Here is a 16,702-nt window from a genome sequence, read left to right as displayed (position 1 = left end):
GAGATGCTTTCCTCAAAATAAGCGGTTACCATCTGATGAAAAATAACCGCTTTATTTTTTACTTATCGAAGCATCAATTTTGGGTTGCGCTGGGTTTTATGCTTTAAGACAAAGCACGTTATAAACACCATCGACAACTTCAGCACCTTCTACTTCATGCTCAAAGCCAGGGAACATTTCATCCCACAAGCCAAGCTTCAACATGTATTCAATTTGAGGACTGTTGCTTTCATCAAATTTCTCGCCAGACATCATCATTGGGATACCTGGTGGGTATGGCATAACCGCATTTGCGGCAACACGACCCGCTAATTTGTCGGCAGGAACCAATTCGATGTTGTCTTTTACCAGTTGCTGGAACGCAGCACGCGGTGTCATTTCTGGTTGTGGGATCGTTGAGTAAGCATCATTTAGTGCTTGGCCTGGATCATGCTTTTTCAAGAACTCAAACATCTCATTACCTAGATCTTTCAAACCAAGGTTGCCATAACGCTCTGGGTTACTACTTACAAGCTCAGGCAATACTTGAGTCAATGGCGCATTCTCATCGTAGTGACGTTTGAATGACAACAAGGTGTTAATTAATGTCACCCATTTACCTTTTGTCACGCCAATACTGAATAGGAACATCACTTGGAAATCGGTAGTACGAGTTGGCACAATACCAAATCGAGACGCATAAGCTGTAAACAACTCAGCAGGAACACCTGTCTCCAGAAGTTCACCATCTTCACTCATACCCGGAGTCAATAAGCTCACTTTAATTGGATCAAGCATAACCCAGTTGTCCTGTAAGTCTTTGAATCCATGCCATTTATCTTTAGGATCTAAGCGCCAGCAGCTCTGTTCTGACACCAACAATTCTGATGGTGCTTCTTCAAATGGGTAGCTCTCGCCAGTTACAGGGTCTACTACTGTCTCCGCGTTCCACGGTTTAAAGAACCAATCACCATTACTTTCGTGACTCTTAAATGCTTTACCTACCGCTTGACGGAAACTCACCGCTTCTTTAATTGCATCGGTTGTCAGCATGGTTCCACCTTCACCATCCATCATGGCTGATGCAATATCGTTAGACGCTACGATTGAATACAGTGGAGATGTTGTTGCATGCATCATGTATGACTGGTTGAAGCGGTCATGTGGAATCGCATCACGCCCATCACGAACGTGAATATAAGAGGCTTGTGATAATGCCGCTAACAACTTATGTGTTGAGTGAGTTGCGAATACAGTCGGAGCGTTTGGATCATCTTTACCAGCTCCATCTCGCATTGCGAAGTGGTCTTTGTAAATTGGGTTAAAACGTGCGTAACCGTACCACGCTTCATCCATATGAATACGTGGGCTACTTTGACCAAGTAGGTTTTCAACATCAACAGCGTTGTAACACAAACCATCGTAAGTACAGCTAGTCAACACAGAATAAACGGGATCTTTATTTTCAAGATCTTTAGTTAGTGGGCTGGTTTCAATTTTATTAGTAATGCTTTCAACTGACATATCTGAAGCAGGTACTGGGCCAATAATGCCATACTGGTTACGAGTTGGAACCAAGTAAACAGGACGAGCGCCAGTAAGCATTAGACCTTGTTCAATTGATTTGTGGCAGTTTCGGTCACAAATCACCACATCATCTTCAACCATAGTCGCTTGCATGATGGTACGGTTAGAACCCGATGTACCACCAGTTACATTATATGAACGGTCAGCACCGAATACTTTTGCTGCGTATTTTTCACTTTCTGCGACAGGTCCTGTGTGATCAAGCAGTGAGCCTAATTGACCACGTTCAATACCCATATCAGTACGAAATAGATTTTCACCATAAAAATCAAAGAAAGCACGGCCAACAGGCAGTTTAGTAAATGCGATACCCCCTTGGTGGCCAGGAGCAGACCAAGATTGCTCACGTAACTTTGAATATTTGGCTAATGCTGCTGCAAAAGGAGGCAGTAGCTGGGCACGGTAGCGATCAACCGCTGCGATCATTCGTCCAGCAATAAAATCAGCAGTGTCTTCTAGCATCCAAACGAATTCTTCAACTTTAGTCATGACATCTTCGTTGATTGTCTTCACTTGCTCACTGTTTTTAGCCATTAAAAATACAGGGATATTTCTGTGACGTTGCGCTAACTCATTCAGTAGTATTTCTGCCGAACGTTTACCATCCTTACCAGTGCCAGTTAATTCCCAGCTTAGTAGCACACCGTGGATAGAAGCGTCAGAAACGATAGCCGCTAAAGCCTCTTCTTCACTCACTGCCGTTGAAACATAAACATCACGTTTTGTCAGTTCATCAACCAACACTTTAGTATTGCGACCAAAAGCGGTATCGAGTTTCTCTAACCCTTCGTCAATGACAAGCACTTTGCTTTTTACTGGGTTGTAATTTGTTGCGATCATAATTAAATCTCATTTGAAAGTTGTAAATCGATACTTCGCCATCACTGTTACGACAAAATGACGAAATATCGTTTAAATCTGTAATTAGGTAACTTTTATTCAGTTAAGCAGTAAGTCATATATACAAGCTCACCGTTATCATCTTGTTCAATCTCAACACCGTGAGTATCGTGCTCGAAACCAGGGAACTGAGAATCAAATGCTTGTAGTGCTAGTAAGTAATCAATAACCGCAGTGCTATCGCCTTCTGCTTTTTCACCCGGCATCATTAGAGGAATACCCGGTGGGTAAGGTACAACTTGTACCGCGACAATACGGCCAGCCATCTCTTTTACTGGTACAGCTTCAATATTGCCTTTCACAAGTTGCCCATAAGTTTCACGTGGACTTTTTACAACTGTTGGTAATTGAGTGAAGGCATGATCCATGCTTTCTAGCATCTTGGTTTCAACGATCGCTTGATGCATTTGATCAGCGAGATCACGAATGCCTAAACCATCATAACGCTCAGGGTGACTAGCTACTAAGTCAGGTAATACCATGCCCAGTTCGGTGTTGTTGTCATAATGTGTTTTAAATTCCATCATGCCTGCAACCAATGAACCCCATTTACCCTTCGTTGCACCGATAGAGAACAACAGAAGTAGCGAGTAAGGTTCTGTTTTCTCAACCACAATGCCGCGACTTGCCAAGAAAGAGGAAACTAAGGTCGCCGGAATGCCACTCTCTTCTAGGTCACCTTCAATATCCATCCCCGGAGTTAATACTGTCACTTTGATTGGATCTAACATGCAGTAATCAGCGCCTAAATCACCAAAACCGTGCCATTTTGCATTTGGTTTCAATAACCAAGCATTGCTGTCAGTTTTTAACGTTTGAGGATCCATATCTTGGAATGGTGTACCTTCAATTGCATCAGGCTGCCATACATCAAACCACCAATCATTTTGGTTACGTTGCTGCATTTCATACTTAATTTTCACCATTGCTTGGCGGAATGAAATCGCTTCTTGAATACATTCATCTGTTAAGTATTCACCCGAGTCATCCATCATTTTTGCTGACACATCAGTCGAAGCAATAATGCTGTATTGTGGCGATGTAGAGGTGTGCATCATGTACGCTTCGTTAAACAACGCTGGTTTCACTGGCACTTTGCCAGAACGAATATGAATCATTGATGCTTGTGACAATGCTGCTAAAAGCTTATGTGTGGAATGCGTAACCGTGATAGTGGCATCATCTTCGTGCCTTTCACCACGGTGCATACCATAACGACCTTCGTAAAGATTATTAAAACGGGCATAGGCATACCAAGCTTCATCATAATGAATACGAGGTACTGTCTCGCTCAATAATCGTGTCGTTGTTTCAACATTGTACGTTAAACCATCGTAAGTTGAATTGGTTAGTGCTGCGAGCACTGGAGTTACCGTTTTATCTGCCAATAACGGACTTTCATCAATTTTTTGTTGAATCGCTGTTGGCGTCATTTCTGAGCTTGGTACCGGACCAATGACACCACGAGCATTACGACGAGGAACCATATAGATAGGCATTGCACCTGACATATTCAGTGCGTAATTCAATGATTTATGACAGTTACGGTCAACCAAAACAGCATCACCATCGGTCACCGCCGAATGCAGAATGATTTCATTACTGGCTGAACTACCACCAACAGAATAGTAGGTATAATCAGCACCAAATACTTTGGCGGCATATTGTTCTGACTCTTTAACAGGGCCACTGTGGTCATTTAATGAGCCAAGTTCACCGACAGAGATCGACAGATCTGAACGCAACATTTGCTCGCCATAAAAATCGACAAATGCCTTACCCACCGCCGTTTTCATGAAAGCCGTCCCACCAGTATGGCCTGGTGTGTGCCATGAATATTCGTGAGTATCGTCAAAGTTGACCATCGCACCAAAAAATGGAGGCAATACCGAATCAAGATAACGCTTAGAAGCAGCTTTAATTCGACCTGCAATAAACTTAGGGCTATCTTCTGGGATATAAATAACGCTTTCTATAACTTCTGAAAACTCTAATGGAATATGATTGGCTGTTTGTTTGGTGACACCAAGAATAATAGGGATACCAGCACAACGCTTTTGCAATATTTTGATAGCTTGTAGTGCTTTTTGATGATCAGCTTGGCAAATTCCCCAGCCGAGAACGACACAGCTATATGCTGGACTTGAAGATACTGCAGTTTCAAAATCAGTAAGACTTTTACTGGTAACGACTCGAATACCATCTATTGCTAACTCATTACAAATTTCACTGGCACTTCTGCTAACCGCCGTATCATCATTAATATTCGCGACAATCAGAACCGAAAACTCTTTAGAAAGTCTCGGTGGTAATGGTTGACGTGCGTAATTCATTATTGGCTCCTGGAAATGTTTAATTGCGTATCTAAATGTAGTTCATGTCAAAAATTATGCATGCCCCATTGATAAAGCAACAATCCCAATTGATGGACCAAACCATTCAAAATGAAATTTATTGTGAATCAATCCATTAAAGACAAAATATCCGCATGCCAATAAAATCGCCAAATCACCACAGAAAAGAATGCTAACTACATGATAAGTAATGACTTTAACTGCTATATTTAAGCCACATAGCAAAATCAAGATCTATGCAGATTTCTTTTAAATTATCAATAATGAGAACTTAAACAATTATATCGCATATATAAAAAACAAGACGCATAAGAAATAATTGACTCGCCATATTTCCAAACTCGGCAAATGAGAAAAAGCACAATTTTTAAACTTTCACCTCGCATCAATGTTGACAGGCAACCCCAAGCCGGTGATTTGATGGGTAGAATCCATCAAATACGATTTAAAAAAAATTCCTCTTACGATAATATGCGTTCTTAGATTAATAACAACGGAAGCGGGTGATTTATGAATGCAGTACCACACGAACTTGCTTGGGGAGAAATTTATATTCCCCCATTACTATTGGTGGTTGTAATTGCATACTTCTTGGCAAGTACAACCAGCCTGATTATGGCTAAATTGGGTTGGCATAAATATGTTGCTCATCCCGCTCTAGCAGAATTCAGCTTGGTAATTATTTTTACCGGCATCATTAGTCAATTTATCACCACATTTTGAGAGAAAACACCGTGATTAAACGTTATTTTGTTACTTTTATTCTGATGCTAAGTGCTGGCTATGTATTGTTTTCTCAATACCAAACTTACGCACAAAACCCATGGACACGAGATGGCCAAGTTCGTGCGCATATCGTATCAATTACACCACGAGTGACTGGTCAAGTTACCCACCTACTAGTGGACGATAACTCACATGTAAAGCAAGGTGATTTGTTGTTTGAAATTGATCCAAGTATTTATCAAACTAATTACCACAAGGCGCTAGCGTCAAAAAAACAAGCTGAAGCACTTGTTAAAAAAGCCCAAAATGAAGAGCTGCGCCAACGTCACCTCGAACAGCTTACACCCGGAGCCGTATCTACGTTGACATTGAACAACTTAAGCAATGCGGTTGAAACAGCACTTGCTAACTTAGAGTTAATGAAAGCAAACGTTGAAGAAGCAAAACTCAACCTTGAATTTACTAAAATTTATGCCCCTACTGATGGGTATATTACCAATTTCAACCTAAGAGTTGGGTCACAAGTTGTTGCCAACACGCCTGTTGTTGCTCTTATTGACGAAAATAGCTTCTGGATTGAAGGCTTCTTTAAAGAAACAGACTTACAAGGCGTTGCTCCGAAAAATAAGGCTTTTGTGACATTACTTATGAGTGATGACTATGCGCTTGAAGGTGAAATAGAGAGTATTGGCTACGGCATAGCTAAGCAGGACGGTACTACAGGTGCTAATTTGTTACCTAATGTAAATCCAAACTTTCAATGGATCCGCCTAGCTCAACGCATACCAGTAAAAGTAAAGCTAAACAATATCCCTAAAGACTTACAACTACGAGTAGGCATGACTGCCTCAGTGCAGATCATAAAAAATTAAGGTGATGGTGATTAAGACTTCATGTCGTTGAAAATTAATATCATTAAAAGCTGATGCCATTAAAAATAATATTATTACAGATTAATTTACTTAAAAGGTGACTATCGTGCTTAGCTCTTCAACTAAAGAAGCAATAAAAGTCGCACTATCCATGGTATTGGCGATCGGCCTTGCCATATGGTTTCAATGGGAAAAACCTTATTGGGCAGCTCTAGCCGTATTTTCAATGGCAATGACCGAATCTTTATCACACTCGGTTTTGAAAGGACACAACCGTATTTTGGGAACAATAATAGGGATCGGTTACGCCTTATTTCTTGTAATGCTATTTTCTCAAGATCGCTTCCTTTTCCTTTTTTTCTACGGTCTATTTATGACGTTGTGTTTATTTATGGCCACCGATAGTAGACGTGGCTATATTTTCACAATGGCATTTTCAGTCTGCTCAATTATTGCGTGGACTGGTGGTTTTGACAGTCAAAACACCTTCAACACTGCGTTACTTCGCATACAAGAAACCGTTCTAGGAGTCGTCACTTTTATCGTCGTCTTCCGTTTACTTTGGCCGGTAAGTTCAGAGCAAACTTTCTCAGAACTTTTTGGGAGAATGCATCAGCGTATGATCAACGATACTAAATCATTGATCAATGCTGCAGAGCATAATTCCAACACAGAGGAAATAGACTCAAGACAACTAATAGCATCACTGAATAACTTTTTGAGTATTCCAACAAAAAGTAGCAATAACTTAATTTTCCATAAAACACTATGGCAAAAAAGGCTACTCGATTTTGCCATCATTCACCACTATTTACGACAGGTTCAACTTGATAGTGAGAAAGAGATTGATACTGAGTTACTTAATAAAATATTAACTGCACTAGAGGAGTTCAATCCTCAAACGCCAGAATATTTTGCTTTACCAGATTTTTTACAGGCATATCACGGTGAAGTCACGCTACCAACCATTAAAACTCGTTCTTTCTCTCAGCATTGGCAAGAAGACAAAAGGAAGATCGCTCACGGCGTCAGTATGTACATTGTTGGTATTTTTATGTGGATCTATATGTCAATACCGGGCAGCGTTATGTTCCCACTGATGCTGGGAATATTCTCAAGTCTATTACCAACGATGCCTACCATCCTAATAAAAGATATGTTCTTGAGTATTGTTGGATTTGGTATTGCTTATAGCTTTCAATATATCACTATCATGCCAATGATGACTGAACTTTGGCAATTAATCGCCTTTTACTTCATTAATATCTTGGTTGTTTGGAAAGTATTTTCAACACCTAAGCTTATGATATATCGAATAATTGGAGTAAATCTTCTATTAATCATGACCATGGGAGCACTCCGTCTAACCCCTCAATATGACATCACCACGACAATAGATATGTTAACTATTGTGGTTTTGGTGTTGGCTATGGGACGCTTTTTTGGCGACTTATTTAAAAAGCAATTTTAAATATACGCAAGCAACTTAACATCACGTTACCCATCGTGAGGGTATGAATAATAACACATACCCTCTTTTTATTGCCGCCTACCTACAACTTCAAGTTGTTTAGGCATAAAAGAACACGTTCAAGAATCTAGTTGAATATTCTTATGTTGCAATACGCTATCATATAGCTGCTGATAAGCTATTTTTTTGAGTTCCTCTTCACTCATTAACTGACGAATGGTGTTATCGCAACGCTCTACTATCTTCTCGACTTGCTGAAAACCCATTCCTTGTGGCCAATAACGCGATAATATCGTCACCACCTTTAAACAAACTGTACGTAGCGTAGGACAGCGGTTAAGTATTTCCATATATAAATTCAGTAACGTTTCAATATCCAATTGCTCGTCTTGGAGAGCCAGATATTTTTCCTCTAGCCACTTAAGCTTATCTGCATTGGCTTGCTTCAATGAAGCTGCCAATGCAATATTACTTTCAAAAAGAATTTCAGATTCATTTTTTACCAAGCTGTCATGACACCAGTTTATGGCTTTCGAAAATTCCGAATCATACGACATAATATTTAACAACCAAGTAAAATGATAATAATCATAGAAATGGTGGAATGGTTTTGTTTTGTATAATTTATTTAAAATAGACACCGCATAGGCAAACTGATTCTCTTCCATGGCAATATGAGCAGCAACAAGCTCTAGCTGATTTAATAATGCACCACTCTGTTCACCGTTGTATAACTCCCTAAGCAGCGATTTCACTTCAAGTAAACGTTTTTCTTTTTTATCTGGCTCTTCCGAACGCAAAGCGTATAAATGCATGCGAATAAAATTCAAGCGTGAAAACGTATTATTACGGTAGGTTTCCTTGTTGATTTCTACATAATACTTATAACGCTCCAATGCTGCAGCAGAATCCCCAACTGACAAACATAGATTGGCGATCACTAATTCTCGTTCCGAATTTCCTGGCACAATACTGCTAGCAAGGCTCAAATGTCGAATAGCATCTGGAATATCTTTATTAAATAAACTGATGCTAGCGGCTTCTAGACGAACACTAGGATTGTGTGGTGTTTCAGCGAGCATACTATTGATAATTTCTGCCGCCTCATATTCTTTTCCTGTATTCTTCAATGCATTAGCCAAACCAATTTTAGCCCAATCTAATGATTTCCGTTCCAATGTATCTTCGTAAACAACTTTAGCTTTATCATAACGTTCTAATTTACTCAAAAACTCACCACGAAATTTCTGAATAATAAAGTAATATTCTGGATTAAACGGTTCTAAATCATCACAAGCTTGTAGCCCTAGTTCAGCATCTCCTTGTAGGTCAGCGCTATAGATTCTTTGTAGTGCTCTTTTACGACAAATAGCAGCAGATATACGCTCTTTTAATCGGCTAATATTGAATGGCTTAAGAATATATTCATCGGGTTTCAACTCTACAATTGAACGAACAACGGCGGCTGAACTTTCAGCGGTAACCAAAATAAAGACAGCATCGTCCTTTAATAATTTATAGTGTTTCAGTTCTTCAAATGTCTGCTTGCCATTGAGTCCTTTACCAAAATTATAATCACAGATAAAGATATCAAATAATTCTCTTGAAGCAGCATAGATGCAAGCTTTAGGGCTTTTCGTATGAAAAACGTTATCATCACTAAACCCGAGTTTAAGCAACATGCTCCTTAAGCTCGCAATAACAATGGGAGCATCATCGGCGATAAGCACTTTTAATTTAGAAAACATGGACATAAGCTTATTATTTCTATCTAATTAATTTTGATAAAGCGAACCAATTCTATCGCGGAATTAATTCCCAATTTTTGCAGTATACGTGTCTTGTACGTACTAACCGTTTTTTGACTAATATCGAGTTGGTTGGCAATTAGCTTGTTCGTCAAACCTTGAATAAGCAACTGTGCGACGGTTAATTCACGCTCAGACAGCATTTCACGATAATAGCTATCATCGGGATCATTATCATCGCTGACCTCGGTTTGATAAATAATATTTTTAACCGTTTCAGCTAATGTTGCTGCCTTTAAAATACAATAGGCATTCGAGTCATCAACTTCGACATTTATCTCAGTGTCAGAGTATTCATATAGAAAAACGATTTTTCCATTATAGCCATGCATGCGAATGTTTTTAGTTAAACTATTTCGTTGTTGCGCATCGGTTCTGTAGCCAACCACAACCAAGTTTATTGGCAAATCTCTTAGCGTTTTCAACGCTTGTTTAAATTCAAAAGTCAACGTTACTCGGCTAACACCTTGTTCTTTTTGTATCAATTTCTGTATGGCGTAAGCGCTAATAGGTTGTTCATCAATCAGTAAGCAATGAACGCCATCATTTAAACTTTGCCTATTCAAACATTGGCTATGGTTTTTACTGTACATCTCTGCCAATTCACCGATTGGCATTGGTATTGCAGAGTAATAACCCTGACAGGTATCCACTTTCAAATGGCGCAAGTATTGCCACACTTCTTCATTCTCGACCCCTTCAACAACACAATGTAAACCCAATGATTGGGCCAATAATAAACACATATTGGTTAACTGTTGATTCTTATAATTGGTCGATAGATCTTGCACGAAACTTTTATCAATTTTTAGCTCCGTAAAAGGCAGTTTTGAGAGCTGGCTTAACGATGCATAACCAGTTCCAAAATCATCAATAGACAAACCTACACCATGCATCCGTAGCCGCGCCAGGTTAGCTAATGATGTCGTGGTACTATTATAGACCTCGCCCTCAGTTAACTCTAAAACAAGTTGACTCGGCTCAAATTGATACTCATTACAAAGCGCCAATACCGTCTCACTGATTGATTGCTCCAAGTTACTTTGGGTAATATTTACCGATAAACGTAAATTCGATTTTAAGCTGGCTATCGCTGATATCGATTTTTCCAGTACAACAATAAATAGTTTATCCATTAAACCATATTGTTCTATCACTGGTAAAAAATGCACAGGACCAAGCAGCCCATAATGGGGATGCTCATACCTAACTAGCGCTTCGACACCAACCATTGCTCCGGTCTGGAAATCAAACTGTGGTTGATAATAATTAAATAAAAGGTCTGCATTGAACGCATGTTCAATATCTTCTCTTGATAGCTGTATTGGCGTGAACTGTGACTGTTTCTCTGTGCGCTTTCGTTGGTACGCTTCAAGTACCGAGTGAAGCTGCTCTTCAGAATAGGGCTTTCTTAGCACGTCAACAAAATGGAAGGAAGCTAAACTGCACATGTTGTAGCATAGTTCAAGTACATCATCCTCTAGTGCACTGAGAATGATGACACTCATATTAGCGTACTCGCCTAACTTAGAGAGTAGGGTTATGCCATCCATCTCTGGCATACGGATGTCACAAAATACCAAAGCTATGGCATGTTCAGTACAAATTTCAAGCGCTTCAAAGCCATTACTAGCAACAAGCACCTCATCATAACCTAGCTGCTTAAGCTTGAATTTCAATTTAGTACTTTGAATACGATCATCTTCAGCGATTAATATCATAAAACTATTCTGTTCCCCTAGCTAACAGCCATGTTTGAGCTTGTTCTGCAACAATCTTCATTGCCAAAATCAGACGTACTTTTTCTTCTTCTACCTGTTTTGGATCTGATACTTGTTCTAATTTCCGAGCCATGAGTGCAAGATCAGTCAGATTTAAGGCTCCTGCAGACCCTTTTACACGGTGTGCAATAGACTTGTAATCGCAATCTGCTTGCTCTAACTGTTCGATATCATAACAAAGCGAATCAACAACGACTTCAGCCATCTCTTGACGCTCTTCTTCATTATACTCATCCAACCAGTTTATCGGATCTTGATTTTCACTTTCTTGGCCAGCTAAATAACCGCTTAATACTTGATATAACTGTGATAACGAATAGGGCTTATAAATTATCTTATCAATACCTGCGGCTTTTGCCTTTTCCGTCGCAATTCGAGAATCTTCAGCAGTACAACCTATGATCGGCTTACCAGCAAATGCAATCATCTCTTTCTTGACGGTGCGAGTTAAGTCAAAGCCATCCATATTTGGCATATGGCAGTCAGTAATGATCAAATCAAAGTCGCAAGCACGATGGTGCAGTACATTCATCGCCTCGACACCATCTACCGCAAGTGTAACCTCAACGCCCAACTCTGTAAGTTGCTTTTTCATCAATAGACGATTGATGGGCTCATCATCAACAACCAGAATGTGCCCTTTCAATTTCTGTCTTTGGGCACTATTTATCGCAGGCTTCGAACTATTCTGGTCTTTTACCAACTGCTGCATTAACAAATCTGGATAATAATTCTCGACATTGCCAACCACATAAACCGAATTATACTCCTCAAGTGGTTCCGTGATCAGTACCCCCCAACGTTGCAGCCATTGCTGTTCAATGTTAGATATAACAGGTTCATTATATACAAGATGAGAACCATCAAATATTTCGCCTTCAATAGGAATATCAACAGCAATACGGCTACCTTTGTCTAATTCGCTATCCACCAGAATTTTGCCCCCCATCAGAGAGACTAAATTACTCACAATAGACATACCTAAACCAGTTCCACCATAGCGCCGGGTAATACTTTTATCGGCTTGAACGAAGGGTTGGAATATTGAATCAATATGCTCTTGACTCATACCACACCCCGTATCATTGATGACAACAGTGAAATTAATTGTCGTGATTTGAATGTCAACGGTAATACGGCCTTGTTCGGTAAACTTTAAGGCGTTAGATAAAATATTATTAATGATTTGATTGAATCGTAGCGCATCAAATTTCACATAAAGAATATTAGTTGGCTCACAATTTAGAACAAACTCTAACCCTTTGAGTTTTGCGCTTACCTCAAAGCTTCGAAGTATTGGGCAAAGTTCGTCTAATAGATCATGCTGATTAATATCTAGTTGTAACTGTTTGGCTTCAATCTTCGAGAAGTCCAAAATATCATTAACGTGATGCTTCAAACGTTCAGCAGAACTCACCGCATTAGTGAGCAACATACGGCTTTCTTCATTTTTAAGCCGTGAAGATAGAATCTCCATTAAACCCAACATCGCTGCAATTGGTGTACGTAATTCATGACTGATAACAGCAAGGAAATTATTACGCGCCTCTACCGCTTCTAAAGCTTGTTCATTGGAATAGCGAAGTGCAATTTCGGTCTCTTTTAATTCTGTAATATCGTTAAACACGGTTAAGTAATAATTCATTCCCCCTTTCGGGTGTAATACAGGCTTTTTGGTGACAAGGTAGTGCTTCCCTCCCATTTCGCACTGTGCTTCGGGTACATGTATAACATCAGAGAAATGATCTTCATCAGGAAACTGTTTCGGATTTGCAAAAGAACACGTGTTTCTTTGTGAACAATTGGGATCTATACTGCATGCCTTGAAGTTTTCGCGGTAAGCTTTGTTGGAGAGGATCAACTCACCTTTCGTATCCGAAATAAAAATCATACTAGGAATACTGTCCATCAACCCAGTTAACCAACTCAATTGTTCCGTTGATAATTTGGTTTTTCTTAATGATATACTTAGCCGACTAAATGTAAGGAAAATGACCGCTAACAAAAGGCTCGCCGTAAGCACACCATACGTCACAACCGTTTGCTTATCATACCCATAATGGACATTAATTCTAGCATGCTTATATTTTAATAACTCAATGTCAGTTTCATCTATAGTTGATAACGCTCTATCAAGCATATCTTTTAGTATGTAGGACTCTTTTCTGACCATCATTCCAATTTCGACATCTAAATCAACATTTGATGGGCCATTTAAGACTATATAGTCATTATACCAACCATCATTGATTAATTTTTCATTGATCAAGTCTTTATTTATTAATGCGTTTTTTATCTTACCCAGTTCAACATCATTTAATATATCATCAAGGCTATTATATATTTTTATTTTTTTAAAATCGTTACTCAAACTCAATCCTTGATAAAAATCTCCTGTCCTATCTAAAATCGCTGTTATTCCATTGTTAATTTTACTTTTGCTTTCAATAAATCCAAATGAAATTGAAGTATAAGGATGAGTTGTAATAAAATCTCGAACATCAAAAGATTCAATATTACGCACTGGCAACAAATCCACATCGTGATCTAGTAACATTTGCGTTACATTCCTGCCATTGGCAGGAACATATTCAAATTCAAAAAGGGTTTTTGATGAAAGCAACGCTAACAACTCATGAATATAACCATCAACTTTCCCATCATTATTGATATAGGATATTGGATACACATCCTCTTCTATTGTATATTTTATTATTCTGCTATGATTTTCTTTAGTCAGTAGATTAAAACTTTCTTGATTATTCAACAAATAGGAGTTTTCAGAGTTAATCTTACTAACTGTTTGTCCACGTTTATCAGCGGCAATAACACTATTAATTATGTTTTTTAATTTTTCATTTTTTTTAGAAAGTAAAATTCTATTTTTTTGAACTCCTAGTAAATCATCGTAAACAATTTCCCCTTCATGTATGTCACTTTGACTCAGGTAATAATTAAGAGAAATAAAATCCGACATTGTCGCATCAGCATCTCCCTTACGAATAATTTCGATAGAGTCTTCATATGAATGGACAACTCTAATGTTCGTGTACCCATACTCTTCTAATAATCCACAATATGATGTATTTTTAACACAGGACCAAGTCAAACTCTGCAACGGTTTATCAAGCAGAGACTCATCTTTTAGCCAAATAACTCTAACATTTTCATACAACGGTTCAGTGAATATAAAGTCATTTTCTCGCTCTAAAGTCTTACTAAAACCGATAACAATATCCACTTCTCCCTTACGCGCTCCTTCCAACAAAGCCAAGACATTCGGATAGCTACGGTAAAGAATAGGAATATTTAATTCTCGGGCAATCCCCACTGCATAATCGTGATGAATTCCACTCAACTCCCCCTCAGAACCGCCCCAATACGGCAGCCATGAGTCAGTCAAAGCTCCGATGGTAATGGATGACTTGTTTTTTAAGTACGCCTTATCGTCATCTGATAAGTAATTAGCTGCATAGGTGAAGTTAAATACCATACCAACTGTGATGGCGAAAAGCGCTAGAATTCGTTGCAAAGTTATTCCTAGTAATTGTGTTAATTTATAAATCAGATATGCTCTACCGCGTATCAATAATAATAGCATTTATAATTCGTTAACCCCGTGGTGAACAAAGGGGGCCGACTCAATGACAATTATCATATCTTAACTGAGCCTCAATTGCGCTACTGCTTACTTCTTGTAATCGTCATCAACATCTAACTATATGATCATAGTAAACAATTGTTGTCTCATCGTTTACCTATGTATTATAAAATCCACTATATAGATCTGTTTGATGCTGTTGTGTTTTCAATATGATTCTATTATAAGCCCCCTGTCACATCATGCAGGAAAATTCCTACAAAAAAACAAAAATTGTCACTCTTGCGATACATTGGAATGTATAACAAACCCAACTCTATAAGTACTTACATCTTATTAAATCCAGTAATACACTCAACATCGTACAAGATACAAACAGCGATCGAACTCACACTCTACCAAATCATAAGGTAATAGCATTTGGTGTTGTCACTGGTAACGTTACATAACCAATTGATGAGATAGCCACTTTTATCGCTCTAAGTTTGTAGGATGAAATCAATCAAAGATGAACGGCAAGAAACCATCTCTCAAAACAATAGCTAATATTGCCAACACCTCTGCGACCTCAACAATCCTCAATAATTCAAATAGTTGCCGACACAAGCGTTACGCATGTCTCAATTTATCAAGAATTTTATCGCTACCGGGTAGTTAAGGTGATTTTTTTGATTGCAAATTTCAAATGAGCGAATACAATAAAGACATATAATCATACAATAAGATATTTGGAGTTGAACATGACCAAACCAGTAATTGGTTTCATTGGCCTTGGCCTTATGGGCGGTAACATGGTTGAAAATCTACAAAACCGTGGTTACGAAGTTAACGTAATGGATCTAAACAAAGATGCTATTGCAGCGGTTCTAGCGCGTGGCAACGCATCTGAAGCAACTTCTGGTAAAGAGCTTGCTGAAAAATCTGATATCGTAATGCTATGCCTAACAACGTCTGAAGTTGTTGAAAAAGTCGTTTACGGCGAAACAGGTATCCTAGCTGGAATGTCTGAAGGCAAAACTCTAATCGATTTCGGTACTTCTATTCCAGCTTCAACTAAGAAGATTGGTGCAGACCTTGCCGCTAAAGGTGCAGGCATGATCGACGCCCCTCTTGGACGTACTCCTGCTCACGCTAAAGATGGTCTATTAAACATTATGGCAGCTGGCGATATTGAAACTTTCAACAAAGTTAAGCCAGTTCTTGACGACCAAGGCGAAAATGTATTTTACCTAGGTGCTCTAGGTTCAGGTCACGTAACCAAGCTAGTTAACAACTTCATGGGCATGACTACTGTTGCGACTATGTCTCAAGCATTCGCTGTTGCTAAACTAGCAGGTGTTGACGGTCAGCAACTATTTGACATTATGTCAGCGGGTCCATCTAACTCTCCGTTCATGCAGTTTTGTAAGTTCTACGCTGTAGACGGTGAAGAGAAACTCGGTTTCTCTGTAGCTAACGCCAACAAAGATCTTGGTTACTTCCTTGCACTTTGTGAAGAGCTAGGCACTGAATCTTTAATTGCACAAGGTACTTCTGCAAACCTACAAGCTGCTGTTGATGCAGGTCTAGGTAAAAACGACGTACCTGTTATCTTCGACTATTTCACAGCTCTTAAGAAGTAAC

Annotated in this window: 9 protein-coding genes; 4 read left to right on the top strand and 5 right to left on the bottom strand. The window is 39.0% G+C overall.

Features of this window, described 5'->3' with window-relative positions:
* Positions 1-96: 96 nt before the first annotated feature.
* Both adiA and MCT08_RS07805 read right to left on the bottom strand, forming a co-directional pair.
* Positions 97-2,406 carry an arginine decarboxylase gene (gene adiA / locus MCT08_RS07810; protein ID WP_274678190.1) on the bottom strand — a complete coding sequence of 770 codons (2,310 nt, stop codon included), beginning with the start codon at positions 2,404-2,406 and terminating at the stop codon, positions 97-99.
* Positions 2,407-2,501: 95 nt separating this feature from the next.
* Complete coding sequence (locus MCT08_RS07805) at positions 2,502-4,799, bottom strand: Orn/Lys/Arg family decarboxylase (protein ID WP_274678189.1); 2,298 nt, start codon at positions 4,797-4,799, stop codon at positions 2,502-2,504.
* 531 nt (positions 4,800-5,330) lie between these two features.
* On the opposite strand from MCT08_RS07805, the gene MCT08_RS07800 reads away from it, so the two are divergent.
* From MCT08_RS07800 to MCT08_RS07790, 3 genes are all read left to right on the top strand, one after another.
* Positions 5,331-5,543 carry a DUF1656 domain-containing protein gene (locus MCT08_RS07800; protein WP_168521979.1) on the top strand — a complete coding sequence of 71 codons (213 nt, stop codon included), beginning with the start codon at positions 5,331-5,333 and terminating at the stop codon, positions 5,541-5,543.
* An 11-nt stretch (positions 5,544-5,554) separates the two neighbouring features.
* On the top strand, positions 5,555-6,418 hold the full coding sequence (locus MCT08_RS07795) for an HlyD family secretion protein (RefSeq protein ID WP_168521977.1): 864 nt from the start codon (positions 5,555-5,557) through the stop codon (positions 6,416-6,418).
* Positions 6,419-6,569: 151 nt separating this feature from the next.
* A complete protein-coding gene (locus MCT08_RS07790; RefSeq protein ID WP_425609327.1) occupies positions 6,570-7,889 on the top strand; it encodes an FUSC family protein in 1,320 nt (439 codons plus the stop codon).
* A gap of 119 nt (positions 7,890-8,008) precedes the next feature.
* Here the strand turns inward: MCT08_RS07790 and MCT08_RS07785 are convergent, their stop codons facing one another.
* The 3 genes from MCT08_RS07785 to MCT08_RS07775 are packed head-to-tail and all read right to left on the bottom strand — an operon-like array spanning position 8,009 to position 15,079.
* Positions 8,009-9,643, bottom strand: a complete 1,635-nt coding sequence (locus MCT08_RS07785) for a response regulator (RefSeq protein WP_425609326.1) — start codon at positions 9,641-9,643, stop codon at positions 8,009-8,011.
* Positions 9,644-9,660: 17 nt separating this feature from the next.
* The gene (locus MCT08_RS07780; RefSeq protein ID WP_274678186.1) at positions 9,661-11,418 is read right to left on the bottom strand and encodes an EAL domain-containing protein; all 1,758 of its coding nucleotides are present in this window, start codon (positions 11,416-11,418) and stop codon (positions 9,661-9,663) included.
* Between the two features lie 4 nt (positions 11,419-11,422).
* Positions 11,423-15,079: an ATP-binding protein gene (locus MCT08_RS07775; protein WP_274678185.1), complete on the bottom strand. Its 3,657-nt coding sequence runs from the start codon at positions 15,077-15,079 to the stop codon at positions 11,423-11,425.
* Positions 15,080-15,819: 740 nt separating this feature from the next.
* On the opposite strand from MCT08_RS07775, the gene MCT08_RS07770 reads away from it, so the two are divergent.
* On the top strand, positions 15,820-16,701 hold the full coding sequence (locus MCT08_RS07770) for an NAD(P)-dependent oxidoreductase (RefSeq protein WP_274678184.1): 882 nt from the start codon (positions 15,820-15,822) through the stop codon (positions 16,699-16,701).
* The last annotated feature ends 1 nt before the right edge of the window (position 16,702 follow it).

The organism is Vibrio aestuarianus (assembly GCF_028858425.1).
Taxonomy (GTDB): Bacteria; Pseudomonadota; Gammaproteobacteria; order Enterobacterales; family Vibrionaceae; genus Vibrio; species Vibrio aestuarianus.
Note: the sequence above shows the minus strand (reverse complement) of the source record. Positions and strands in the feature narration are given on the sequence as shown.

Coding starts and splice junctions, on each gene's coding strand:
- adiA (WP_274678190.1), bottom strand. CDS start 2,406: ATGATCGCAACAAATTACAACCCAGTAAAAAGCAAAGTGCTTGTCATT.
- MCT08_RS07805 (WP_274678189.1), bottom strand. CDS start 4,799: ATGAATTACGCACGTCAACCATTACCACCGAGACTTTCTAAAGAGTTT.
- MCT08_RS07800 (WP_168521979.1), top strand. CDS start 5,331: ATGAATGCAGTACCACACGAACTTGCTTGGGGAGAAATTTATATTCCC.
- MCT08_RS07790 (WP_425609327.1), top strand. CDS start 6,570: ATGGTATTGGCGATCGGCCTTGCCATATGGTTTCAATGGGAAAAACCT.
- MCT08_RS07785 (WP_425609326.1), bottom strand. CDS start 9,643: ATGTCCATGTTTTCTAAATTAAAAGTGCTTATCGCCGATGATGCTCCC.
- MCT08_RS07780 (WP_274678186.1), bottom strand. CDS start 11,418: ATGATATTAATCGCTGAAGATGATCGTATTCAAAGTACTAAATTGAAA.
- MCT08_RS07775 (WP_274678185.1), bottom strand. CDS start 15,079: ATGCTATTATTATTGATACGCGGTAGAGCATATCTGATTTATAAATTA.
- MCT08_RS07770 (WP_274678184.1), top strand. CDS start 15,820: ATGACCAAACCAGTAATTGGTTTCATTGGCCTTGGCCTTATGGGCGGT.